13 protein-coding genes are annotated in these 18,899 nt (G+C 71.5%); 4 read left to right on the top strand and 9 right to left on the bottom strand.

Annotated features, from left to right (window positions below):
- Window positions 1–58: 58 nt before the first annotated feature.
- The 3 genes from NAEX_RS08700 to NAEX_RS08690 are packed head-to-tail and all read right to left on the bottom strand — an operon-like array spanning window position 59 to window position 3,086.
- Entirely contained in the window at window positions 59–1,111 is a 1,053-nt protein-coding gene (locus NAEX_RS08700; RefSeq protein WP_096327051.1) for a methyltransferase, read from the bottom strand.
- A complete protein-coding gene (locus NAEX_RS08695; RefSeq protein WP_096327050.1) occupies window positions 1,108–2,238 on the bottom strand; it encodes an aminotransferase class V-fold PLP-dependent enzyme in 1,131 nt (376 codons plus the stop codon). Before NAEX_RS08695 ends, NAEX_RS08700 begins: the two co-directional genes overlap by 4 nt.
- The gene (locus tag NAEX_RS08690; RefSeq protein WP_096333556.1) at window positions 2,235–3,086 is read right to left on the bottom strand and encodes a tryptophan 2,3-dioxygenase family protein; all 852 of its coding nucleotides are present in this window, start codon (window positions 3,084–3,086) and stop codon (window positions 2,235–2,237) included. Before NAEX_RS08690 ends, NAEX_RS08695 begins: the two co-directional genes overlap by 4 nt.
- 997 nt (window positions 3,087–4,083) lie before the next feature.
- Between NAEX_RS08690 and NAEX_RS08685 the strand changes: the two genes are divergently transcribed.
- Window positions 4,084–5,736: a hypothetical protein gene (locus NAEX_RS08685; protein WP_096327049.1), complete on the top strand. Its 1,653-nt coding sequence runs from the start codon at window positions 4,084–4,086 to the stop codon at window positions 5,734–5,736.
- Between the two features lie 260 nt (window positions 5,737–5,996).
- On the opposite strand, the gene NAEX_RS08680 is transcribed toward NAEX_RS08685, so the two are convergent.
- The 3 genes from NAEX_RS08680 to NAEX_RS08670 all read right to left on the bottom strand — a co-directional run bounded on the left by NAEX_RS08680 (window position 5,997) and on the right by NAEX_RS08670 (window position 10,855).
- Entirely contained in the window at window positions 5,997–6,941 is a 945-nt protein-coding gene (locus NAEX_RS08680; RefSeq protein ID WP_170135570.1) for an STAS domain-containing protein, read from the bottom strand.
- A gap of 384 nt (window positions 6,942–7,325) precedes the next feature.
- A complete protein-coding gene (locus NAEX_RS08675) occupies window positions 7,326–10,472 on the bottom strand; it encodes a lantibiotic dehydratase (protein ID WP_096327047.1) in 3,147 nt (1,048 codons plus the stop codon).
- 140 nt (window positions 10,473–10,612) lie between these two features.
- The gene (locus NAEX_RS08670) at window positions 10,613–10,855 is read right to left on the bottom strand and encodes a hypothetical protein (RefSeq protein WP_143141237.1); all 243 of its coding nucleotides are present in this window, start codon (window positions 10,853–10,855) and stop codon (window positions 10,613–10,615) included.
- A gap of 350 nt (window positions 10,856–11,205) precedes the next feature.
- Here NAEX_RS08670 and NAEX_RS08665 point away from each other — a divergent pair, with 350 nt between their 5' ends.
- From NAEX_RS08665 to NAEX_RS08655, 3 genes are all read left to right on the top strand, one after another.
- Window positions 11,206–12,435, top strand: a complete 1,230-nt coding sequence (locus tag NAEX_RS08665; protein ID WP_170135569.1) for a lanthionine synthetase C family protein — start codon at window positions 11,206–11,208, stop codon at window positions 12,433–12,435.
- Between the two features lie 66 nt (window positions 12,436–12,501).
- Entirely contained in the window at window positions 12,502–14,928 is a 2,427-nt protein-coding gene (locus tag NAEX_RS08660; RefSeq protein WP_096327044.1) for a thiopeptide-type bacteriocin biosynthesis protein, read from the top strand.
- Complete coding sequence (locus tag NAEX_RS08655; protein ID WP_096327043.1) at window positions 14,925–15,962, top strand: tetratricopeptide repeat protein; 1,038 nt, start codon at window positions 14,925–14,927, stop codon at window positions 15,960–15,962. The genes NAEX_RS08660 and NAEX_RS08655 overlap by 4 nt, the downstream gene beginning before the upstream one ends.
- Window positions 15,963–16,307: 345 nt before the next feature.
- On the opposite strand, the gene NAEX_RS08650 is transcribed toward NAEX_RS08655, so the two are convergent.
- The 3 genes from NAEX_RS08650 to NAEX_RS08640 all read right to left on the bottom strand — a co-directional run bounded on the left by NAEX_RS08650 (window position 16,308) and on the right by NAEX_RS08640 (window position 18,848).
- Complete coding sequence (locus NAEX_RS08650; protein WP_096327042.1) at window positions 16,308–16,604, bottom strand: hypothetical protein; 297 nt, start codon at window positions 16,602–16,604, stop codon at window positions 16,308–16,310.
- A 734-nt stretch (window positions 16,605–17,338) separates the two neighbouring features.
- Window positions 17,339–18,073, bottom strand: a complete 735-nt coding sequence (locus NAEX_RS08645) for a hypothetical protein (protein WP_096327041.1) — start codon at window positions 18,071–18,073, stop codon at window positions 17,339–17,341.
- 424 nt (window positions 18,074–18,497) lie between these two features.
- On the bottom strand, window positions 18,498–18,848 hold the full coding sequence (locus NAEX_RS08640; protein ID WP_096327040.1) for an MmcQ/YjbR family DNA-binding protein: 351 nt from the start codon (window positions 18,846–18,848) through the stop codon (window positions 18,498–18,500).
- Window positions 18,849–18,899 lie beyond the last annotated feature (51 nt).

Here is an 18,899-nt window from a genome sequence, read left to right as displayed (position 1 = left end):
GCCGTCGTCCGCTGCGCCGCCTGCGGCGACGCGGACGCGATGTCGACAGCAGGTTGTCTCATTGCGGCTGCGACGGCATCACGGCCGTCGAAGGTCGCGCCGTGCCGGCCACCAGCTCGTGGGCGCCGGGCAGCACCGCGACGTCCTCGAGGCCGAGGCGCGTCAGCCAGGCGACGTACGCCTCCGCCTCGCGCAGCCGGCTCGCGCAGCCGTCGACGCCGATCAGGAAGTACGTCCAGAAGAACTGCGCGGCCAGCCGCTCGGGCGTCCGGAACTCCTCGCACACGACGACGCGCCCGCCGGGTGCGAGCGCCGCGGCGGCACCCGCGAGCAGCCGCTCCGCGACCTCGGCCGGCCAGTCGTGGAGCACGCGCACGAAGGTGACCAGGTCGTACCCGGGCGGCAGCGGCTCGGCGAGGAAGTCGAGGGCGACGAAGCCCAGCCGGTCGCGCGCCGACGAGTCGGCGCGGACGCGCTCGAACAGCGGCCGGACCGCCGGCAGGTTGAGGACATCGACGCGCACGTGCGGGTGCGTCTCGGCGATCCACCGCGCCAGCGTGCCGTCGCCGCCGCCGACGTCGAGCACGCGCAGCGGGCGGTCGTGCCGGCCGGCGAACAGCCGCGCGGCGTGAGCCTGGAAGCTGGCGATGATCGGGCCGAGGCCGGCGACCATGCTCGCCTCGAAGCGCTCGGTCTGCTCCGCGGTCGCCGGCGGCCAGGCGAAGCCCTCGCGCGGAACCCCGGGCGCGCCGCGCAGCACCGCGGTCAGCTCGCCGTGCAGGGCTCGCCAGGGGTACCGCTCGCGGTCGCGCTCGCGGCCGCACACCTGCGCCAGCGCGGCGGCGGCCCCGTCGGCGAGGCGGTAGCGGGCGGCGCTCGCCTCGGCGAACGCCGGCGTGCGCACGACCAGCCCGAGCGACTCGAGCGCGTCGAGCAGCTTGTACAGCCGCTCCGGCAGCATGCGGTGGCGCTCGGCGAGCGCGGCGAGCGGGGCGTCGGGGGCGGCCTCGAGGTCGGCGACGAGGCCGCTGTCGAGGGCGACCTCGATCACCTCGCGGGCGCGGGCGCCGTTCCAGATCCAGTGCAGGGTGGTGGCCAGCGTGGGGCTCATACGGCGGCTCGTCTCTCCGCGATCAGGCGATCGAGGCAGGCGTCGATCTCTTCGAAGGTGTTGTAGATGTGCGGGGCGATCCGCAGCACGCCGCGCCAGCTCGTGACGTGGCCGGCCGCGAGCAGCCGCTGCTGCACCTGCTGCGAGCCGGGGAACCGCAGCGCGACGATCCCTCCGCGCCGATCGGGCTCGGGCGGCGTGGCGATGGCGATCCCCTCGGCGCCGCAGCGCGCGACGATCCGCGCGGTGCAGGCGAGGGAGTGGGCGCGGATCGCCGCGACGCCGACGCCGAGCAGCAAATCGAGGCCGCGCTGCGACACGAGGGCCGGGAGCACCTGCGGGGTCCCGCAGGCGAAGCGCCAGGCGTCCCCGGCGTACGCGCTGCGCGGCGCGAACGACAGCGGGGCGTCGGTCGCCATCCAGCCGGTGAACGCCGGCTCGAGCGTCGACAGCAGCGCGCGCCGGACGTACATGAAGGCGAGCTCGGTCGAGCCGCACAGCCACTTGTGGGCGCCGCCGAGGACGACGTCGACGTCGTCGGCGATCACGTCGAGCGGGACCACGCCGAGCGACTGATAGGCGTCGACGACCAGCAGCGCGCCGACGTCGTGCGCCGCGCGGGCGAGGGCGCGGAGGTCGAGCAGCGCGCCGGTGGCGAAGCTCGCGTGCGAGACGACGACGAACGCGGTGCGCTCGTCGAGCGCGGCGGCGATCGCCGCCTCCGGGGCGAGGTCGTCGCGCTCGACGTCGACGACCTCGAGCTCGAGCCCGTAGCGGGCCATCGCGCGCAGCAGGAAGCCGGTCGACGGGAACTCGCGGTTCGTGGTGACGACCCGCGGGCGCCCGCTTCGGTAGTCGAAGCACGACGCGAAGCGTCCGAGCAGCGCGCTCGCGCTCGCGTCGGTCATCACCGTGCCGGCCGGCGCCCCGAGCAGGCGCTCGACGCCGGCGTGGTAGCGGCGCAGCGCCGCCAGCCAGTCCTCCCACGTCTCGTCGCGCCAGCGCGTCAGGCGCTCGCCGTACTCCGCGAGCACGCGGGCGGCGTCGCGGGGGAACGCGCCGGTCGAGTTGCTGTTGAGGTACACGCAGGTCGCGAGCACCGGGAACTCGTCGCGCAGGCGGGTCATCGGCGGGCCTCCGCGACGAGCGCGACCGGGCGGCGCTCGTCGTCCGCGGCGGCCTCGGCGCGCGCGCGGGCGGCCCAGCGGTCGCCGGTCGGCGTCCCGCCCTCGCGGCTCCAGCCGGCGGTGAGCTGCACGCGGACGTCCCACAGCGCGGGGAAGAACGGCTGGCTCATGCGCCCCGCGAGCACGCGCGTCGGAAGCCCGTCGAGCGCCTGCACCTTGGCGTCGACGCCGATCGTCCGCCGGACCAGCAGGAAGTGGCGCATCAGCCAGCGCTGGAGCGCCTCGTCGAGGTCGACGCAGCGCTCGGCGACGTGGCGGATGTCGGGCGCGACCTCGGTCGCGTACACGTCGGCCAGCGCGACCTCGCGGCGCGCGAGCAGCCGCGCGAGCGCCTCGCCGACCGCGTCGGTCGCCAGCCGCAGCGCGTTGTAGCCCGGCGACTCCTGCCCGCTGCCGTTGCCGAGGTTGCGCCGCAGCGCCTGGTAGCGCGCCGGCGTCAGCGTCTCGATCACCGCCATCTCGTGCACGAGGCACTCGCCGATCCGCGCCGCCCGCTCGAGCAGGGCCGAGGCGCCCCACAGGTCGCCGGCGTCGAGCAGATCGATCGCCGCCGCGAGCTCCTCGGACACGAGCTTGAGCCACAGCTCCTGCGTCTGGTGGGCGATCTGGAACAGCAGCTCGTCGTGGGTGACGCGCTCCTCCGCGGTGAACTGCAGCGCGAGCAGCCGCCGGGTCTGCAGATACACCTCGTAGTCGAGCTCGCCCCGGCCGACCCACTGCTTCAGCATCTTGTTGTACTTCGGGGCCTCCAGCCGCTCGCGCAGCGCTTTGCCGTGATCTTCGGTCATGATTCGCTCGTTGTCTCTGCCGGAGGAGTGCCCGCAGCCGGGCGACCGATCGCGCCGGCCGGCGAATTTTTCGCCGTGCCGGCCTTCGCTGCCCGGTCTCGCCGGGAACGAGGCGACCGGCTCGGAGCCGATGCCGTCGACCCGCTTCGGCCCGCACCTCGGCGCCATCCCTCTCTTGAATTGCGACCCCTCGACCCGCAACTCCGATTCGCAGTTTCCCGAGCGGCCGCCGGTTTGAAGGGCACACGGGGCTCGTAGCAATCCGGGACCATGACCCCTTCGCCGCGGGCGATCTCGCGCTCGGTCTCGCCGGCGCGCGTCACGTTTCTCGGCAGAGGCAATGCCCGCGCTCGTGCGCGGACAGGACGAGATTCTGGGGACCGCACAGTCGAGTGGCCGCGAATCCGGGCAGGGCCGCGAACCATCGTCGGTCCACGAGGAGCCGCCGGTCGACAGTGGGCGCGGCCGTACGGGATGATCGCCGTCACCTCGCCCGGGCGCTGGCGCGCGAGCGCGTCGCGCGATCGCGAGGCCACGCGCACGCGCACGCGTGGGCGTCCGTCGAGCTCGCGGCGCGAGCCGTCGCTTTGGACGCGAGGCCACCCCGACGAGACCCGGTGGTCCCGCATCGGCAACATGACGCGGCGAGTCACCGCGAACGCGGGGAGGGGAAGCCGAAGCCGCTCGACCTCCTCGGCGACACGAAGGCGGGGAATCGAGGCGAGCCCTTCCAGGACGTCCGCAAGACCCAGTGAGCAGCCTCTTCGCGACACTCCCGAGCCTGGGAGTCCGCTGAACCCGGAGCGCCTGGTCGAGCTCCTTCGTGCGGTGCTCGACTGCGAAATGGTTCAACGCGCGGATGTCAAGTCGCCGACGGCAGCGCGGATCTCGGAAGCAGCACCCTACATGCGTATAGTGGCTCGGTCGATTGTCACGTGCATGCGATCTCTTGCAAATCGAGACACGTGTCAGGTGGAGGGATGATATAGACGCCGCCATGAACGACGCCCCCCGCCCGGTCTCGCTCGAGACATGGAGACACACAGCCAACCGCCAGTTCTTCTTCGGTGACGCGCTCGCGCTCGCCGAGGACTTCACCCACGCTCCGCACGACCGGGCGGCGACGACCTGGGACGGTCGTTACGCCAACGACCCCTGGGAGGAGGGTCCGCTGGGCGTCGCGCCGGGCGTGATCGGCGTCGTCCTCCCGCAGGACGCGAGCGTGCCCATCTTCGTCGAGCTCCGCGCCGACGCACCGCCGGCGCGTGCACCCGAGGCGACGTGGGTGGTCGAGGCGAGCGTGGAGATCGGCCACGGAGGCGCCGTCCTGGTCACCGACGGCGATGAGAAGCGCGACGAATTCCCGGTCGAGAGCGGCACCTACATGGTCCGTGTATCCCGACTCGGCGCGGAGGGATCGACCTCGCCGGTGCGGTACGTCCTTCAGGTTTATCCTGGCGCCGCGCTCCCGGCCCCCCGAGTGCTTCATGACGAGGCACATCCGGGACAGCTCCGTGCCGACGCCGACTGGACCACGCTCGAGCCGTTGCCCGTCGGCGGCAGCGAAGCGCAGCTCTCGGCGCTCGTCCGCAGCGACGCGCCGATGGGCCGCCGCCTGTGGGCGATCGAGGCGCTCGCCGCCTCGAACCTCGCGCTCGCCTGGCGCACGCGCGAACAGCTCGTCTTCGGCGATAAGTTGATCCCTGTCGCCTATGAGCTCCTCACGCAGCGCGGGGGGGATGATGCCGTCGGCGCTGATGAAGACGAGGGAAGCGAGGCCGAGGAGGAGGACGAGGACGCGAGCGAGGAGGGCGAGGACGACGACGAGGGCGCGAGCGAGGAGGGCGAGGAGGACGCGGACGAGGAGGAGGACGCGAGCGAGGAGGACGAGGAGGACGAGGAGGACGAGGAGAACGAGGCCGACGACGCGGGTGACGACGAGGACGACAAGAAGGCCGGTGATGCCGGCGAGGAGTTCGTCCTGTCGCTCGACGTCACCGGCGTGCCTGCCGAAGCGAGCGCCAGGGTGGGGCGGCTCGTGCGGCTCGACGCCGACAACCTGTTCCATCAGTGCAATCAACAGCGCGACGAGAACTTCCCGGGCGAGGCGCCATTCATCTCGGGCGTCTTGACGAACTGGGGCTTCTTCCCCGCGACCGCGCGCATCGCCGAACACGTCCGCTCGTGGTCGAACTGGGAATCGGCGGTCGCGCTGGCGCGCGCCGTGGCGGCGGCGCTCAAGGACGTCGTGTACTCCACGGACTCCGACGTGCCCTACTATCCATTCGTCGCGCCGGCGGATTCGCTGGACGAGCTCCGCGCCGCTCTCGGGCTGGGGGCCCGCGAGACCCTGCGTATCGATCGCCCGTTCGCCACGCGGACGGGGCGGAAGGCGCGGGACAACATCTTCTACGCGCGCAACGAACAGATCCGCGTCAACCCCGAGATCTACTTCTCGCCCGGCGATCGCGCGGCGCTGGCGAAGGCGGACCGCCTGCTGCGCGCGGCCTCCCCCGAGGTGATGTACGTCTATTTCAATTCGGGGTACTTCGACGACGAGGACCGACGTTATGTCGTCACGCCCGAGTACGCCCTCGCGCGGCTGCCCGGCTTCGTCGCCGGGGTCGTGACCTTCGGCGTCTTCACCTGAGCCACGAGGTCGCCGCCCCCGGCGGCCCCGGCTCGCTCGCACCGCGCCTCGCGGCGCGGCCGTCCTTCCTCCCGAAGCGGGCCATGCAGCACCTTCCTGTCCGGGCGGGCAGGTCGGTGCCGAGCGAGAACACGAGGGCCCGCATCACCAGCGGGGAGCGAATTGCGCCCGCGGCCGAGTTCTACCGCGCAAAGCGAGCTGATCGGATGGGCATGGCGACCCGTGGGTCTCGTGGGCGGAAATCGCTCGGGGTCCCTCGATCAGCGTCGCTTGCGATCGCCCTGCATCGCGAACGCGATCCCGGTCTGCAGGGTCCCGCGGGTGACGAGCTGGTCCAGGTCGGAGCCAAGGGCGACCAGCCGCTGCGCGATCTCCGGGCGGATCCCCGTCAGCACCACCTGCGCGCCGAGCAGCTTCACCGCCTGCGCGGCCTGGATGAGCCCCTGCGTGGCCTCCCCGTCGATCTCGGGGACGCCGGTGACGTCGAGGATGGCAGTGGTCACCCGGAGCCGCTGCACCTCTTCGAGGAGCACGCCCAGGGCCTGCTGCATGCGCGTCTGGTCGAGCCGGCCGATGAACGGCATGACGATGACGTCGTCGCTGATCGGGATCACAGGCGCGGACAGCCTCGCCAGCATCTCTCGCTGCGCCTGGATCGTCTCCTCCTTGCTCAGGCGCAGCGCCTCCTCCGCTCGCTTGCGGTCGGTGATGTCGACGATCGACACGAAGCACTGCTCCCACGTCCGCTCGCTGTCCGCGCTGATGACGACGCGGAACATGACGTTCCGCTCCTCGCCGAGGAGCGTACAGATGATCGTCTCTTCCTCGTACGACGTCGCCCCGCTCGCCAGGGCGACGAGCTCGCGCCGGAACGTGTCGAGAGAGTGCTCGGTAAAGACGACCGACAACGCCCCGAGCAACTGCTCCTTGTTCGCGGCGCCGCAGAGCTCGAGCGTGGCCCGGTTGACGTCGAGGATCCGCACCAAACTCACGCAAGCGACGACGTCGTCGACGTGGTGTCGGAGATACTCGTCGAGCTCGACGCCGGTGGCGAGGAGCCGGTCGAGGTGCTGCTTGACCGCGGACCAGTCTTCCTCCCACAGCGAGATCGGGGAGCTCTCGAAGATGTTGCGGTAACGCGTCTCGCTGCGCTCGAGCACCGCGACGCGGTGACGCAGCTGGGTCAGCTCATGGTCCGAGTTCAATGTCTTCTCCTGCGCGGCAATCAGGCGCTCCCCGGAGAATGCCACGACGGGGTCCTCGCGAGCGAGGCCGGGGCGAAGCGCGGGCGCCGTGGCGAACATGGGCGATGTCGGGCGATCGTGCAGGTGCGGAGCGGGTCGGGGGTTTTCGCCGACCGAGACTTACCCGGCCCCCGCTCGGGCTGGCGCTTGGAGCGCCGTCGAGCCCAGCGCCGGCATCCGCGAAGACCACGGACGTGTTGAAACGCTGGGCATCGCGGGCGAGCTCCGCGAGCGAATCATTTCAATCGTCGCCGCGGTGCTGATCATCGCCGCGGCAGCGTCGATCGACGCGTCCGCCGACCACCTGCGTGAGCGAGGCGAAGGCCCCGAGGCGGAGGCAAGCGCTCACGATGCTCGCGCTCGGCTCAATGACCGCGCTCTCGCCGGGCCGAGGAGCCGATCGACGCAGGAGACCGCGACTCGCACGACCACGAGCTCGCGGTCGGTGGGCGGCTCGATCCGCTCGAGCGCCGCCGCGGCGCCGGACAGGGCGTGCGCGCGGCGATCGAGCGCTGCGGTGATTTCGGCGAGCTCGACGAGGCCGTTCGCCCCGTCGTCGAGCCCAGCCTCGCCGCCTGGCCCGGCAGTGGCGAAGCCGGGCCCGAGCGCGGCACGTGCGACCCGGGTTCGCGTCGGTCCATCGAGCCGCAGCGCCGTCGACAACCGCGCCAGGCTGTGAGCCGCCAGCCGTGGCCGCGCCGGCTCCTCCGCTGGCACCACGCGGAGCAAGTGGAGCGCGGCCACACTGTCGTGATGAAACAGGTCCGCCATGATCTCCGCCGTGCTGCCCCACATCGCGCCGGCGTCAAACGGCGGGGGGCCGTCACGGCAGACCGACAGCCGGGAGAGCCGCCCCTCGTCGAGCGCAGGGGCGAGGCTCGTCGCGATCTCGGTGAGCTTCCCGGCGATCTCCTCGGCCGTCGAGCGTTCGAAGAAGAGCTCGATCGCTGCGCCGGCGGCGTCGAACGTCCGTACGAAGCACCAACGGCCCGCTCCCGGCGCACCGAGCAGCCGCGGCACCGCGTACAGGAGCGCCCCCTCGAGCGCCGCGCTGCTGCCCTCGAGTCGGAGCGAACTCCAGCCGTGCTCCCACGTCCGCTGCGTCGCGGCCCCGACGACGTGGCGGCCGCCAGCGTCCTCGCGCTGTCCGGCACCGGCGTCCGAGGCGAGCGGCACCATGAGCTCATGCACGAAGCGCCCCTCGGGCCCCTCGGCGACGAGCTCGTCGGGTCCCGGGAACATCTCGAGCAGCACGGCTTCGTCACGGTTCTTCACCAGGTGGACGAAGCTCTCGACGGAGAGCACGTTGTCGAGATCGACGGGCAGGAGGTTGTCGGCGTCCTGCAGCAGGACGTGGCGCGGGAACCGACGACGGGCGCGCCATCGCTGCACCCGGTGAAAGCGCGCCGTGTCTCCCCGGGCGGCCCCGAGCTCGCGGAGCTCATGCTGCTCGACCCGCCACTGGGCCCGCGCGAGCACGGCGCGGCCGACGACCACGCGCGGCAATGCGGGCAGCACGTCGAGCGCCCCCCAATTCCAGGTCAGCGCACTCGCGACGCCTTGCCCCTGCAACCACCCGAGGAAGCGGTAGAGCGGCAGGTTGTTCCGCATGGCGAAGTTGTGCGCGCTGGTCAACCGCGGGAGGACGCGCCGCCCGAGCCGGGCCGACCAGAGCACCACCCGATCGCCGCGAACGCTCACCCACAGATCGGTGATCGGGATCTGGCGATCCACGGGAGCGCTCGAGCGGCCCAGGTACGGGATCTCGTAGTCGCGCAGCACGGGGCGACAGATGACGTTGCCGACCCGCGCCTCCGGCAGGTGCACGATCTCGGCGAAGATCGCGTCCGGATCGGTCGCCTCTTCCGCCCGCAGCACCGCGCGCACCCGCTCGTCGAGCTCGGGGTAGCCGAGGCACATGCGGCCGAAGAAGGTGGCCGCCGACGGACCGAAGGCGCCTCGCAGCAGGAGCTGGAATTCGCCGGCTTCGAGGGCCGCGCGCGAGCCGGCGACCAGCGTCGCCATCGCGGTCAGGGTCGACGGCAACGGTGGCGGGACGCCTCCCTCGAGGCGCAGCAGATCTTCCTCCGAGAGGTGCCATGGTTGCGGTGGCTCGGCGGCTCCGCGCCCGCGAAGCTGCCCGATGCGGCGATAGAGGAATCGCTCGCGTCGGCCCCAACGACGAGGGGACGGCGTGGGGGGGAAGGAGAGGCCTTTCACGAGCGGCATGTGCAGCGCACTGTCGGCGCGTTCGAAGGCGATGCCGAGGTCGTCGTCGACGAGCTGGGCCAGCGGGAGCTGGCGATCGCCGTACCGCCGCACGAACGCCTCGCGGAAGGCCGACAGCGGGTCGTCCGCCGGGGGAGCGCCGCTCACTCGGTGGAGGATCGCCACGGCGCGCAGGAGCTCGGCCAGGGGCGGCCCGCCGAGTCGGAGGCGCTCGCCTGCCGCAGGTTTGATGAGGTCGACCTGGAACAGGCGGGCGAGATCGATCGAGACCGACGGGACGAGGGCCGAGAGCCGGCCGGCGATGGCACGGTAGCGCTCGACGTCGTTGCCGACGCCCGCGGCGTCGAGGGCCGCGAGCTCGCTGCGAACCTCTGCGAACGCTGCGCCGAGCGGGGCCGTCTCCGTGCATCGGCCGAGCGTCGACGCGATCGCGTCGTCGGGGCCGCCGCCCGTGAGCATCGGGGCGAGATCCGTCTCGAGGATCTGGTGCTGGACCTGCTCGCGCACGAAATCCCGCGCGTCGTCGAGGCTGATGTCCGGCTCGACGAGGCCCTGCGCGAGCGCGTCGAGGCTCGCGCCCGCTGCGGCTCGATCGAGCGTCTCGTCCAGCGCCTCTGTCCCGCGCGCGGCCATGAAGCGATAGCGCCGGCCGCCGCCCGGCGCGGTCGCGACGGCCACGTAGCGCAGCCGGTCGAGCCCTCGAAAGAGGCTCGTATTGGGCCGCAGGACCAGCGTGGACAGGAGCGCCGGGTGCTGCTCCAGGGCGCGACACAGGGCGCCGACATAGCCCATGTCGAGGCGGCTCACGCGCTGATAGTGCGCGCGCGGTCCGAGCGTCAGCGCCGTCTCGTCGTCGATGTCGCCGAGCGACCACGCCGCGAACAACCCGAAGGGGGTCGCGCGGCCGGTCATTCGCGCGTGATAGCGCACCAGCGGGCGTTCCACGGCCTGACCACGTTCGCTCCCGGGGGCCTCGGCCCAATCACCGAGCCGATCGAACAGCCCCGGTGAAGCCAGCCACAGGGCCTCGCGGACCTCCGGCCGCAGCAGCAGCTCGGCGAGCTGGCGCCGGAGGTGGAGTCGGTCACGCTCGAGCGCCGTCGCCAGGACCCCGTCGGCGCTCTCGTCCCGATGCTCCCCGCCGGGCGCCGCTGCGGCGGCGGCTGGCCCCTCGAGCGTCCGTCCAGGATCCGACCATTCCGCCAGCGGCAGCAATGGGGAGCGCAGGACGAAGAACCCGAGGGGGCGCAGCGGGTGGTTCATGGGAACCTCTTGCGGAGCCTTTCACGCGACATCGCTTCGACCAGGACGACGGGACCGGCCGGCCTTTCGGGTACCTCCTCGCGTACGAGGAGAGCGCTGCGCCGCACCTCGGTCGCCGCGAGGCGCCGGCGCAGCTCCTCTCAGCGCCTCCCGGCGCCGATCGGACGGCGCAGCGGCGCCTGGTTGTGATTGCAGTAAATGGGATAGCACACGGTGTAGCACGAAAGGGTGCAGGTCTCGGTCGCGCTCCCGCCCATGACGTGCTGCAGATCTTCGTCGCTCAATTCGCGGGCGACGTCGACCTCGACCTTCAACTTCTTCAGCTTCTTCGGCGCGGTCGTCTCGGTATTCTGATGCGCGGCCATATCTTTCTTCTTGTTCATTGTCGATACCTCCAATCGATCCAACAGAGTCGCAGACACCCATGAGTGCTCCGCTCCCGGCACGAGCTCGGGCGGGCGAAGCACCAAGAAGGGAGGGTATCATACAGCAGAATCCATGCAACACTGAATAGAGATGCGCGTTTTGTGTGCGTGGGGCGGTGTGCGTCGGTGTGGGCCGGATCGGGTCCTGGCTCATTCGGGCTTCAGACGATTTCGCTCGGACTGCCCCGGGCCGTTTGCGATTATTTTTGAGTAGAGCGGGGCGGCGAATCGTGGGACGCTGACACCGCCGATAGTGGCGCAGCGCGGAAGGACCGTGAGGCTTGAGCACTCCCCGTGTCGTCTCTCCATTGTGGACGCCCGTCCTCGAACCCGAGCACGCAGCGCGAGCGCTTTCCGTGGTGCGCCAGATCGCAGACGCGCTACGAGCAGCCCCGAGCGAAGGGCTCGACGCGGCGATCGACGCGGAGCACGCGGTGCTCTTCGCTCACCTCGCGGAGGCGTGGCCCGCACAGGGATACGAGGACGAGGCGCTCCAATACGTCGAGCGCGCGACCCGGAGCGGGGCCCACGGCCAGCGCGGCGCGGCGCTCTTCGGCGGGCTCACCGGCGTCGGCTGGGCGATCGATCTCCTGCACGGTCGGCTGTTCGAGGCCGACGGCGACCCCAACGCGGCGGTCGACGCCTTGTTGATGCGGACCGTCGCACGCTCGCCGTGGACGGCGCCGTACGATCTGATCTCCGGCCTCGTGGGCATCGGTGTGTACGCCCTGCAGCGCCTGCCCCGGGAGAGCGCGGCCACGATCCTCGCCCAGGTCGTCGCGCGGCTCGGCGAGACGGCGGAGCCACGAGACGAGGGAATAACCTGGCGTACGCGGCGCGAGTGGCGGCCCAATCGCAACCCCGGCGGGCCGATCGAGGACCCGGGCTACGACCTCGGCGTCGCCCATGGGGTCCCGGGGGTCATCGCGCTGCTCGGCGCCGTCTGTGCCGCAGGGATCGAAGTGCCGCGCGCGCGCGCGCTGCTGGACGGCGCCGTCGCATGGACCCTCGCCCAGCGCCTGCCACCCGGCAGCGAGTCGGTCTTTCCGTACTCGACAAGGCCCGGTGAGCGTGGGGAGGCGGCGCGCCTGGCGTGGTGCTACGGTGACGCGGGCATCGCCGTCGCCTTGTGGAGCGCCGCACACGCCGTGCATCAGCCGAGCTGGACCCGCGACGCGCTGGCCATCGCCCGTCAGGGCGCATCACGCCTCGACGGCGCGCACGACGTGCGCGACGCCGGGATCTGCCACGGCGCCGCGGGCCTCGGCCACTTGTACAATCGGCTGTTCCAGGCGACGGGCGACGAGGTGTTCCGGGACACGGCGCGCGCATGGTTCGCGCGCGCGCTCGCGATGCAACGACCCGACGCCGGCATCGCCGGGTACCTGAGTTTCCACGCGGGGACCGATTCATGGGACAAGGACAGCAGCTTTTTGACCGGGGTCAATGGCATTGCCCTCGCGCTGCTGGCCGCTGCGACTCCATGCGCCCCGCTATGGGACGGACGGATCCTCGCCGCACTGCCGATCGACACGTGAACCTCGCCTGGGGACCGACGCGTCGTCGTTCGTGTTCATCGCGCCGGGAGGAGACCGAAGGCCAACATGGGACGCTCCGCGAAAACTGACGACTGGGACCCCGCCGGCTTCTTCCTGACGCGACCCGTCTCCGACGACCCGCCGGCCTGGTCGCCGCGCCCGCTCGCGCCCGGGGTCGCGTCCCGACGCCGCGACCGACGCTCGCTCCCCGGAGAGCCCGCGAACGCGACCTTCGATCCCGAGCTCCTCCGCGAGCTCATCGACGCCGTCGAGCTCTTCGAAGCAATCGGGCAGACACGCGACGAACCGCTCGAGCTGCGCCGCTTCCGCGAGGCGTTCGTGCGTCGTTACGAGATGCAGGCGGTGCCGCTCACCGAGGTCCTCGACGACGAGCGAGGCCTCGGGCGGGCGGCGCGACGGATGCTCTCCGCGACGAGCGAGGAGCCGCGCACCGACGCCGAGCTCGGCCCGATCCACGTCCACCTCCTCCAGCGCCTCGCCTCGCTGGGCGACGCGCGCGAACTCGTGCTCGGGCCCGCCGATCGGGCTGCGCTGGCGCGTCGGACCGATGGCCTGGAGCGCGGTCACCCCCGCGTGCCCAGCGTCGCTGTCCGCGCCCAATGGCTCCCTCGCGACGCAACGACGGAGGCGCACGCGCACATGCTCGCGATCGACGCCGTGGCCGGCCCGGCGACCGCTGCCCTGCGCGATAGGCTGGGTGCCCTGGAGGCGTCACCGGCTGCCGACCTGCACGCGAGGCTCGCGGAGCTGCGCGCGCGCGAGATGGAGCTCGATCCTGAAGGGCCCGCCCCGGTGTTCGTCACGCCGCCTGCGTGGGCTCATGACGAGGACGTTCGCCCCTCGGGTCCCGACGACATCCCGATCCTGCCGGTCGAGGATCTCGCCCTCTCGGCCGAGGGCGCGCGCCTCGTGCTTCGATCACGACAGTTGGGGTGGAGCGTGAATGCATACCCCTTGCCGGGCGCGGCCGGCGAGGCTGCATGGTCCGTGGATTCCGCCCTGCTTGCGCGGCTCCGCGAGCAGAACGCGCCGTCCCTCGGGTTCTCGTGGGGTCCGCTCGCTGCAGCACGCTTCCTCCCGCGCGTCCGGCTCGGCCGCCTGGTGCTCGCATGGGCTCGCTGGCACCTCGATGACGACGACCTGGCCGCTCTCCGGGGACGGTCGGGCGCCGCGCTGAGACGGGCGGTCGAGCTGCTGCGCCAGCGGTTCGCGTTCCCCGACGCGGTCCTGCTCGCACGGCCAGGGGGAGCGACGCCGGTCCTGCTTCGGTTCGACGACCCGGCCGGCATCGAAGCGCTCGGGCGCCGGGCCGAGCGCGTTCAGGCGCTCACGCTGATCGAGCACCCCGTGGCTTCGTTCGAGGTCGATGCATCGAGGAGGGATGAGTCACCGGACGCGGGACAGCGCCGCGAGCCCCCCGACCATGTCCTCGCACAGGAGGTCCTCATTCCCTTGATACGAGGCTCGCGCACCCAGGAGTCCCTCCATCGCCCATCGCCACGCGCGCACGTGCCGTCCCCGGCCGGGGAGCGCCGACCGGTGACGCGGCGGTTTCCCCCGGGCTCCGAGTGGCTGTTCGTCAAGCTCTACGCCAGCGATGGGTTGCTCGACGACCTCTTGATCGCCCTGGCGCCGGTGCTCGAGGCAGCGCGGGCGGCGGGAGTCGTCACCCAGTGGTTCTTCATCCGGTACGCCGACCCGGACCACCACCTCAGGCTGCGCCTGCGCGGCGCGCCCGCGCAGCTCCTCGCCGAGGTTCTGCCGGCGATCGAGCGGGCCACCGCACCCTGGCGTCGCGAGGGAGGTCTCTGGCGGGTCGAGCTCGACACGTACGTCCGCGAGATCGAACGCTACGGCGGGCCCGAGGGGATCGAGCTCGCGGAGCTGCTCTTCCACGTCGATAGCGAGGCGGTCCTGGGGATCCTCCGGCGCGTCGCCGGCGAGGCCCGCCACGTCGCGCGCGGGCGGCTGGCGCTCCTCGGCGCCGATCGGCTGCTCGACGATCTGGGCCTCGCCGGCAGCTCACGGCGCCAGGTGGTGCACGATCTGCGGAGCAGCTATGCCTCCGAATTCCGCGCCGACCGGAAGCTCCTCGATCAGGTCGGCAGCAAATACCGCGCGGAACGAGCCGCCATCGACGCCCTGTTCACGGCCGCCGGAGCGTGCCCGCCCGCCGGGACGTCCATGCACGAAGCAAACCCCGCGAGCCATCCCCTCGCGCCATGCATCGAGCTCCTCGAGCGCCGCTCGAAGCACATCGTCCCCATCGCGGCAAGGCTCCGGGCGCTCGCGGCCGAGGGCCGCCTCGCGGTCCCGCTCTCCGCGTTCGCCTCCAGCGTCATTCACCTCCATTTGAATCGCCTGCTGCGCGGAGCGCTGCGCGCCCAGGAGATGGTGCTCTACGACTTCCTCGAGCGCGTCCACGAGTCGCGAGACCATCACGCCGCCGCTCGCCGCGAGGCCGAAGCATGATCCACACGAGCCGCGCCCGCGTTCCATCGAACCTCGCGCCGGGTACCGCCGTGCCGAAGGAACGGACCAGCCGTGAGGACGACCCGATCCGCAGGGTGAACGCCCTCGCGGACGCGGCCGCGCGTGCGTTCGGAAGCAATGAATTCCGCACCGCCTGGATGACGGCGCGACGCGCCCTGGAGGCCATGCCGGCGCTCTCACGCCGCTCCGAGCTCGGTCCCACGCGGATCAGGCTCTTGCGGCTGATCAGCATGAGCCTGATGAACCTCGGGGCGTATGCGGAGGCGCTGGTCGTTCAGCGCCAGGTGATCGCTCTCGGACGCGGCCGACTCGGACGGTTGGACCGCGCAGGCGTGCTCAACGAGCTCGGCATGCTCCACAAGTACCTCGGGAACTTCCGCCAGGCGCAGCGGTGTTACCGCCAGGCGCTCGCGCTCCGCGATCGAAGCGTCGCGGCTCGATGGCTTCGAGCGACGCTGTATCACAACCTCGGCGGGCTCGATCACGCCCGGGGTCGGTTGATTCGGGCCGAGGCGTTCACGCGCAAGGGGCTCGCGCTCGTCCAGCGACTCGTGGGTCGAGACCATCCACGGACGGGGCAAGACCTCGGGGCGTTGGCGGCGATTCTTCACGGCCAGGATCGGTTCGCGGAGGCGGAGCGCCTGTACCGGCGGACGCTCGCTATTTTTGAGAGGACGCTGGGTCCGGATCACTACGAAGTCGGATTTGTCCTGGGGAATCTGGCGGTCGCCTGCCACGAGCGGGGCAAGCTCGCCGAGGCGACCGGGCTCTATCGCCGATGTTTGCACATCATGGACCGCACGGTCGGCGCGTCGAGCCCCCAGACGGCCCTGTTCCGCGCGCATCTGGGCGGCCTGTGCGCGGAGCAGGGTGATCTGCGAAGCGCCCGGGCATTGCTGGCACGCGCCTGGCGGGTGCTGGACGCCGCGCTCGGCGCTGATCATCCCCATACCGTCGCGTGCAAGGAACGGCTCGTCGAGCTGGGCGCTCGCCGGCCAGGATCCTCGGCGTAGAGTAATTGAGGCTCACCTGCAGGCGCATCGATCGTGTCGAGAAATCAGGCGTGGCGCGAGCGGTCCGCTCGCGCCACGCGCGTCGCTGCCGGAGCTGCCCCGTGGGAGTCGTCACCGGCGTTCGATGTGGATCGAGCTGCCGTGGGTCGCGAGCGGCTCGCGGCCTGATGAAGCGGCGAGGGCCGAGGCCCTCCCCGGCGTTGCCGGGGGCGTGCACAAGCCGGATCGTTCGCGCGGCGCGAAGGCCTGGGTCCTCACGTTCATGCTCTCGGCGTCGAGGCGGCAGCGCTGACGCGGATCCCGGCGGCGGGCGGTGGCCCTTCGCCGGGATGCCGCTTGATGGCATTAGCGCCGGACGCTCTCGGGGGCGGGCGCGGGGTTCTCGGCCGGGCTCGGGGTCGCCTCGGCGACGTAACGGCAGACGGCCTCGACCTCGTCGTAGGCCGGATCCTCGATGAGGCTGATCTCGGCCTCGTCGTCGGAGCAATCCTCGTCGCACAGAGCGCACCACGGGTGCGGCGGGTCCGTTTGGCACATCGGCGCGCTGCAGCAGGGGGCAGCTTGTGCGGTGCTGGACCCGAAGGCGAACACACCGAAGAACAGGGGAGCGGCGAGGACGGAGAGCGACTTGATGATACGCATGATGGTTTTCCTCTTCGTTAGGGGTGAGGTGCTCCGGCTCGGAGCGCGGGGGCGGGGAGCGAGGACCCGGCCTCATGGGCCGTCCGGGTGGCTCGCCCGCCGCCCTCGCAGGGACAGTGCGTATGGGTCGACCGATCAATTGCGTCGTCGCGAAGAAAATTTCGATCGGGTGGCGACGACCCGTGCGAAGGCGCCCGAGCGGGCACGTCGCCCGGCTCGCGGCTCCGACCGTCACGCGGCGCAGCAGCGCGGGAACTGCTCGACGTCGTCGGCATCGGCGCGCTCGTCGGTCCGCCCCCGCAGCGCCCATGCAGCACCCCTAAGGAGGGCGCCCGACGCCGGGCTCGTGCCGGCTCGAGCAAGCGCCGCGAACGCGCCGTTTGGGGTCGCGCGCCTCCGTCCGCGAGGCGGTCGCCCCCGCGTCTCGTTCGCCGCATATGCCGCGGACGAGAGGGGCTCGCGTCTGGTGGGGGCGCCCGCCCCGATGCAAGCCCTCTCGCCGCAAAGCCTGTCCGTGTCGCTCGTTCGTCGGCGCGTGTTGCCGCGGTGCGTGGTGGGCGAATCGATCTTCCGGTGCGCCGGATCGCCTCGGCGCGGAGCGCTGGCCGTATTGCGCCGCGCGAAATGGGCCAGCCCGGCGAGCACCGCCAGGCCGCAGGCAAAGCAGGGACCTGTCCGTCGGAGCAGGTTCTTCCGGGAAGCCTCGCCGGGGTGCCCCGGCGGACAGGGTCAGCTCACGGGGCCGCCTCGACGTGGATCGCGGCCCGCGCGTACTGCGGCCATATGAGCTCCTGGCAGTACTGGGGCTCGCCGGGATCGAGGATCAAGCACGTCTCGGACCAGGCGTTGACGGCGACGCGGACCGTGTCGGCCCCCGTGTACGAGCGCGAGGAGGTCTCGTACCCGAGGTCATCGGAGTCCGGATCGATGGCGAGCTGGCACTGCCAGCTCCATTGCTGGGTGAACGCGTTGTACGCGAGGACCATCTGGCCCGTGTAGAGCCACTGATGGTGCGTCACGGTCGCGTTGGGGTAGTACGCGTAGACGTCGACATCGGCGTGGGAATTGCTGCAATCCTCTTCGGAGACGTCGTCCCGCCACGCGAGGCTACCGAGCGGGGTCACCTTGTAGTCCTGCGTGTCGGTGAAGTCGGCGACCCACCGCGGTTCGCACCCGTCCTGAGAAGGGACGGAGTCCGGCACGATCTGGTTCGAGACGGAAGAGTAGGGGAACCCCGGCCACGAGGACGAGATACCCTGGACCTGCGTCGTCGTGTGCGCCGGCACCGTGGCGCAGGTGAGCGTGCTGGCCGACAGTTCGTCGTCGTGCTCAGGGCCGGCCAGGGGGAGCTCGCGGCGGGGAGCGGCCTCGTCCTCGTGCGCGAAGAGCTCGTCGTCCTGCTGCGCGAGCGGGTCCACATCGTCGCAGGCCGGGACGAAGATAACGACGAGCCCAGCCGCGAATTTCATACGTGCTCTCGAGTTCGGCATCGTTGAGTCCTTTCGGGGATTGCAGTCCCCCGGGCTGTCGGGACGATCGCGTCGTCATCTGTGAGACGACTCCGAATGAGCGGCACCGGCCAGGGGTCGACACGCGCGCCGCGGCTCGAGCCGGAGCGGGGGTCGCGGTCCGAGCTTGGCCGTCGAGCCCGCAATTGTCGGAGGGCGACCGGGACTTTTCCCGAGACCGGCGGCGCAATGCCTCACCGCGGGGGCCGCTCGTGCGGGCATCGATCCGTCACGAAGAATGGAGATGCTCGTGCGAACATTGCGACGTCCCACCCTCGTCGAGCGCTTCAGCCGCGCTCGGCGCATCGCTGGTCGTGTTCGCCTTGAATGATTCGGCTTGCTCGGGCTGCCGCCTCGCGGATCGCGGCGACGGCTCCCGGTGGCATCAACGCCGGCGCGCGCGCTTCGCCGGCGGCTTCTTCTTCGGCTCGCTCGCGCGCGCGTGCGCTTCGGTCAGCACCGGGAGCAGATCCTTTTCCGACACGACGCGCAGGTTCACCGTCGTGTAGCCCATCCGCCCCCAGCCGCCGGGCACGGGCGCGAACGCCTCCGGCTTCGCCTCGCACAGGGCCTCCTGCAGATCGCGCTCGAGCTGGAGGTTGGCGGTCGCGCCGTCGGTCGGCAGGGTCGCGAAGATCCGCCGCTGGGTGCGGAAGGCGGCGCGATCCATGTGCGGCACTTCGGTCGTGCCCTCGAAGGAGAGGGCGAGCTCGCGGAAGCGGGCGGCGCTGATCATGGGCCGATGCTACCCGCCTCGACGGCGCGGCGCGACCTCCACCGCTTCGCC

The organism is Nannocystis exedens (assembly GCF_002343915.1).
In the GTDB taxonomy this organism is placed as follows: Bacteria; Myxococcota_A; Polyangia; order Nannocystales; family Nannocystaceae; genus Nannocystis; species Nannocystis exedens.
Note: the sequence above shows the minus strand (reverse complement) of the source record. Positions and strands in the feature narration are given on the sequence as shown.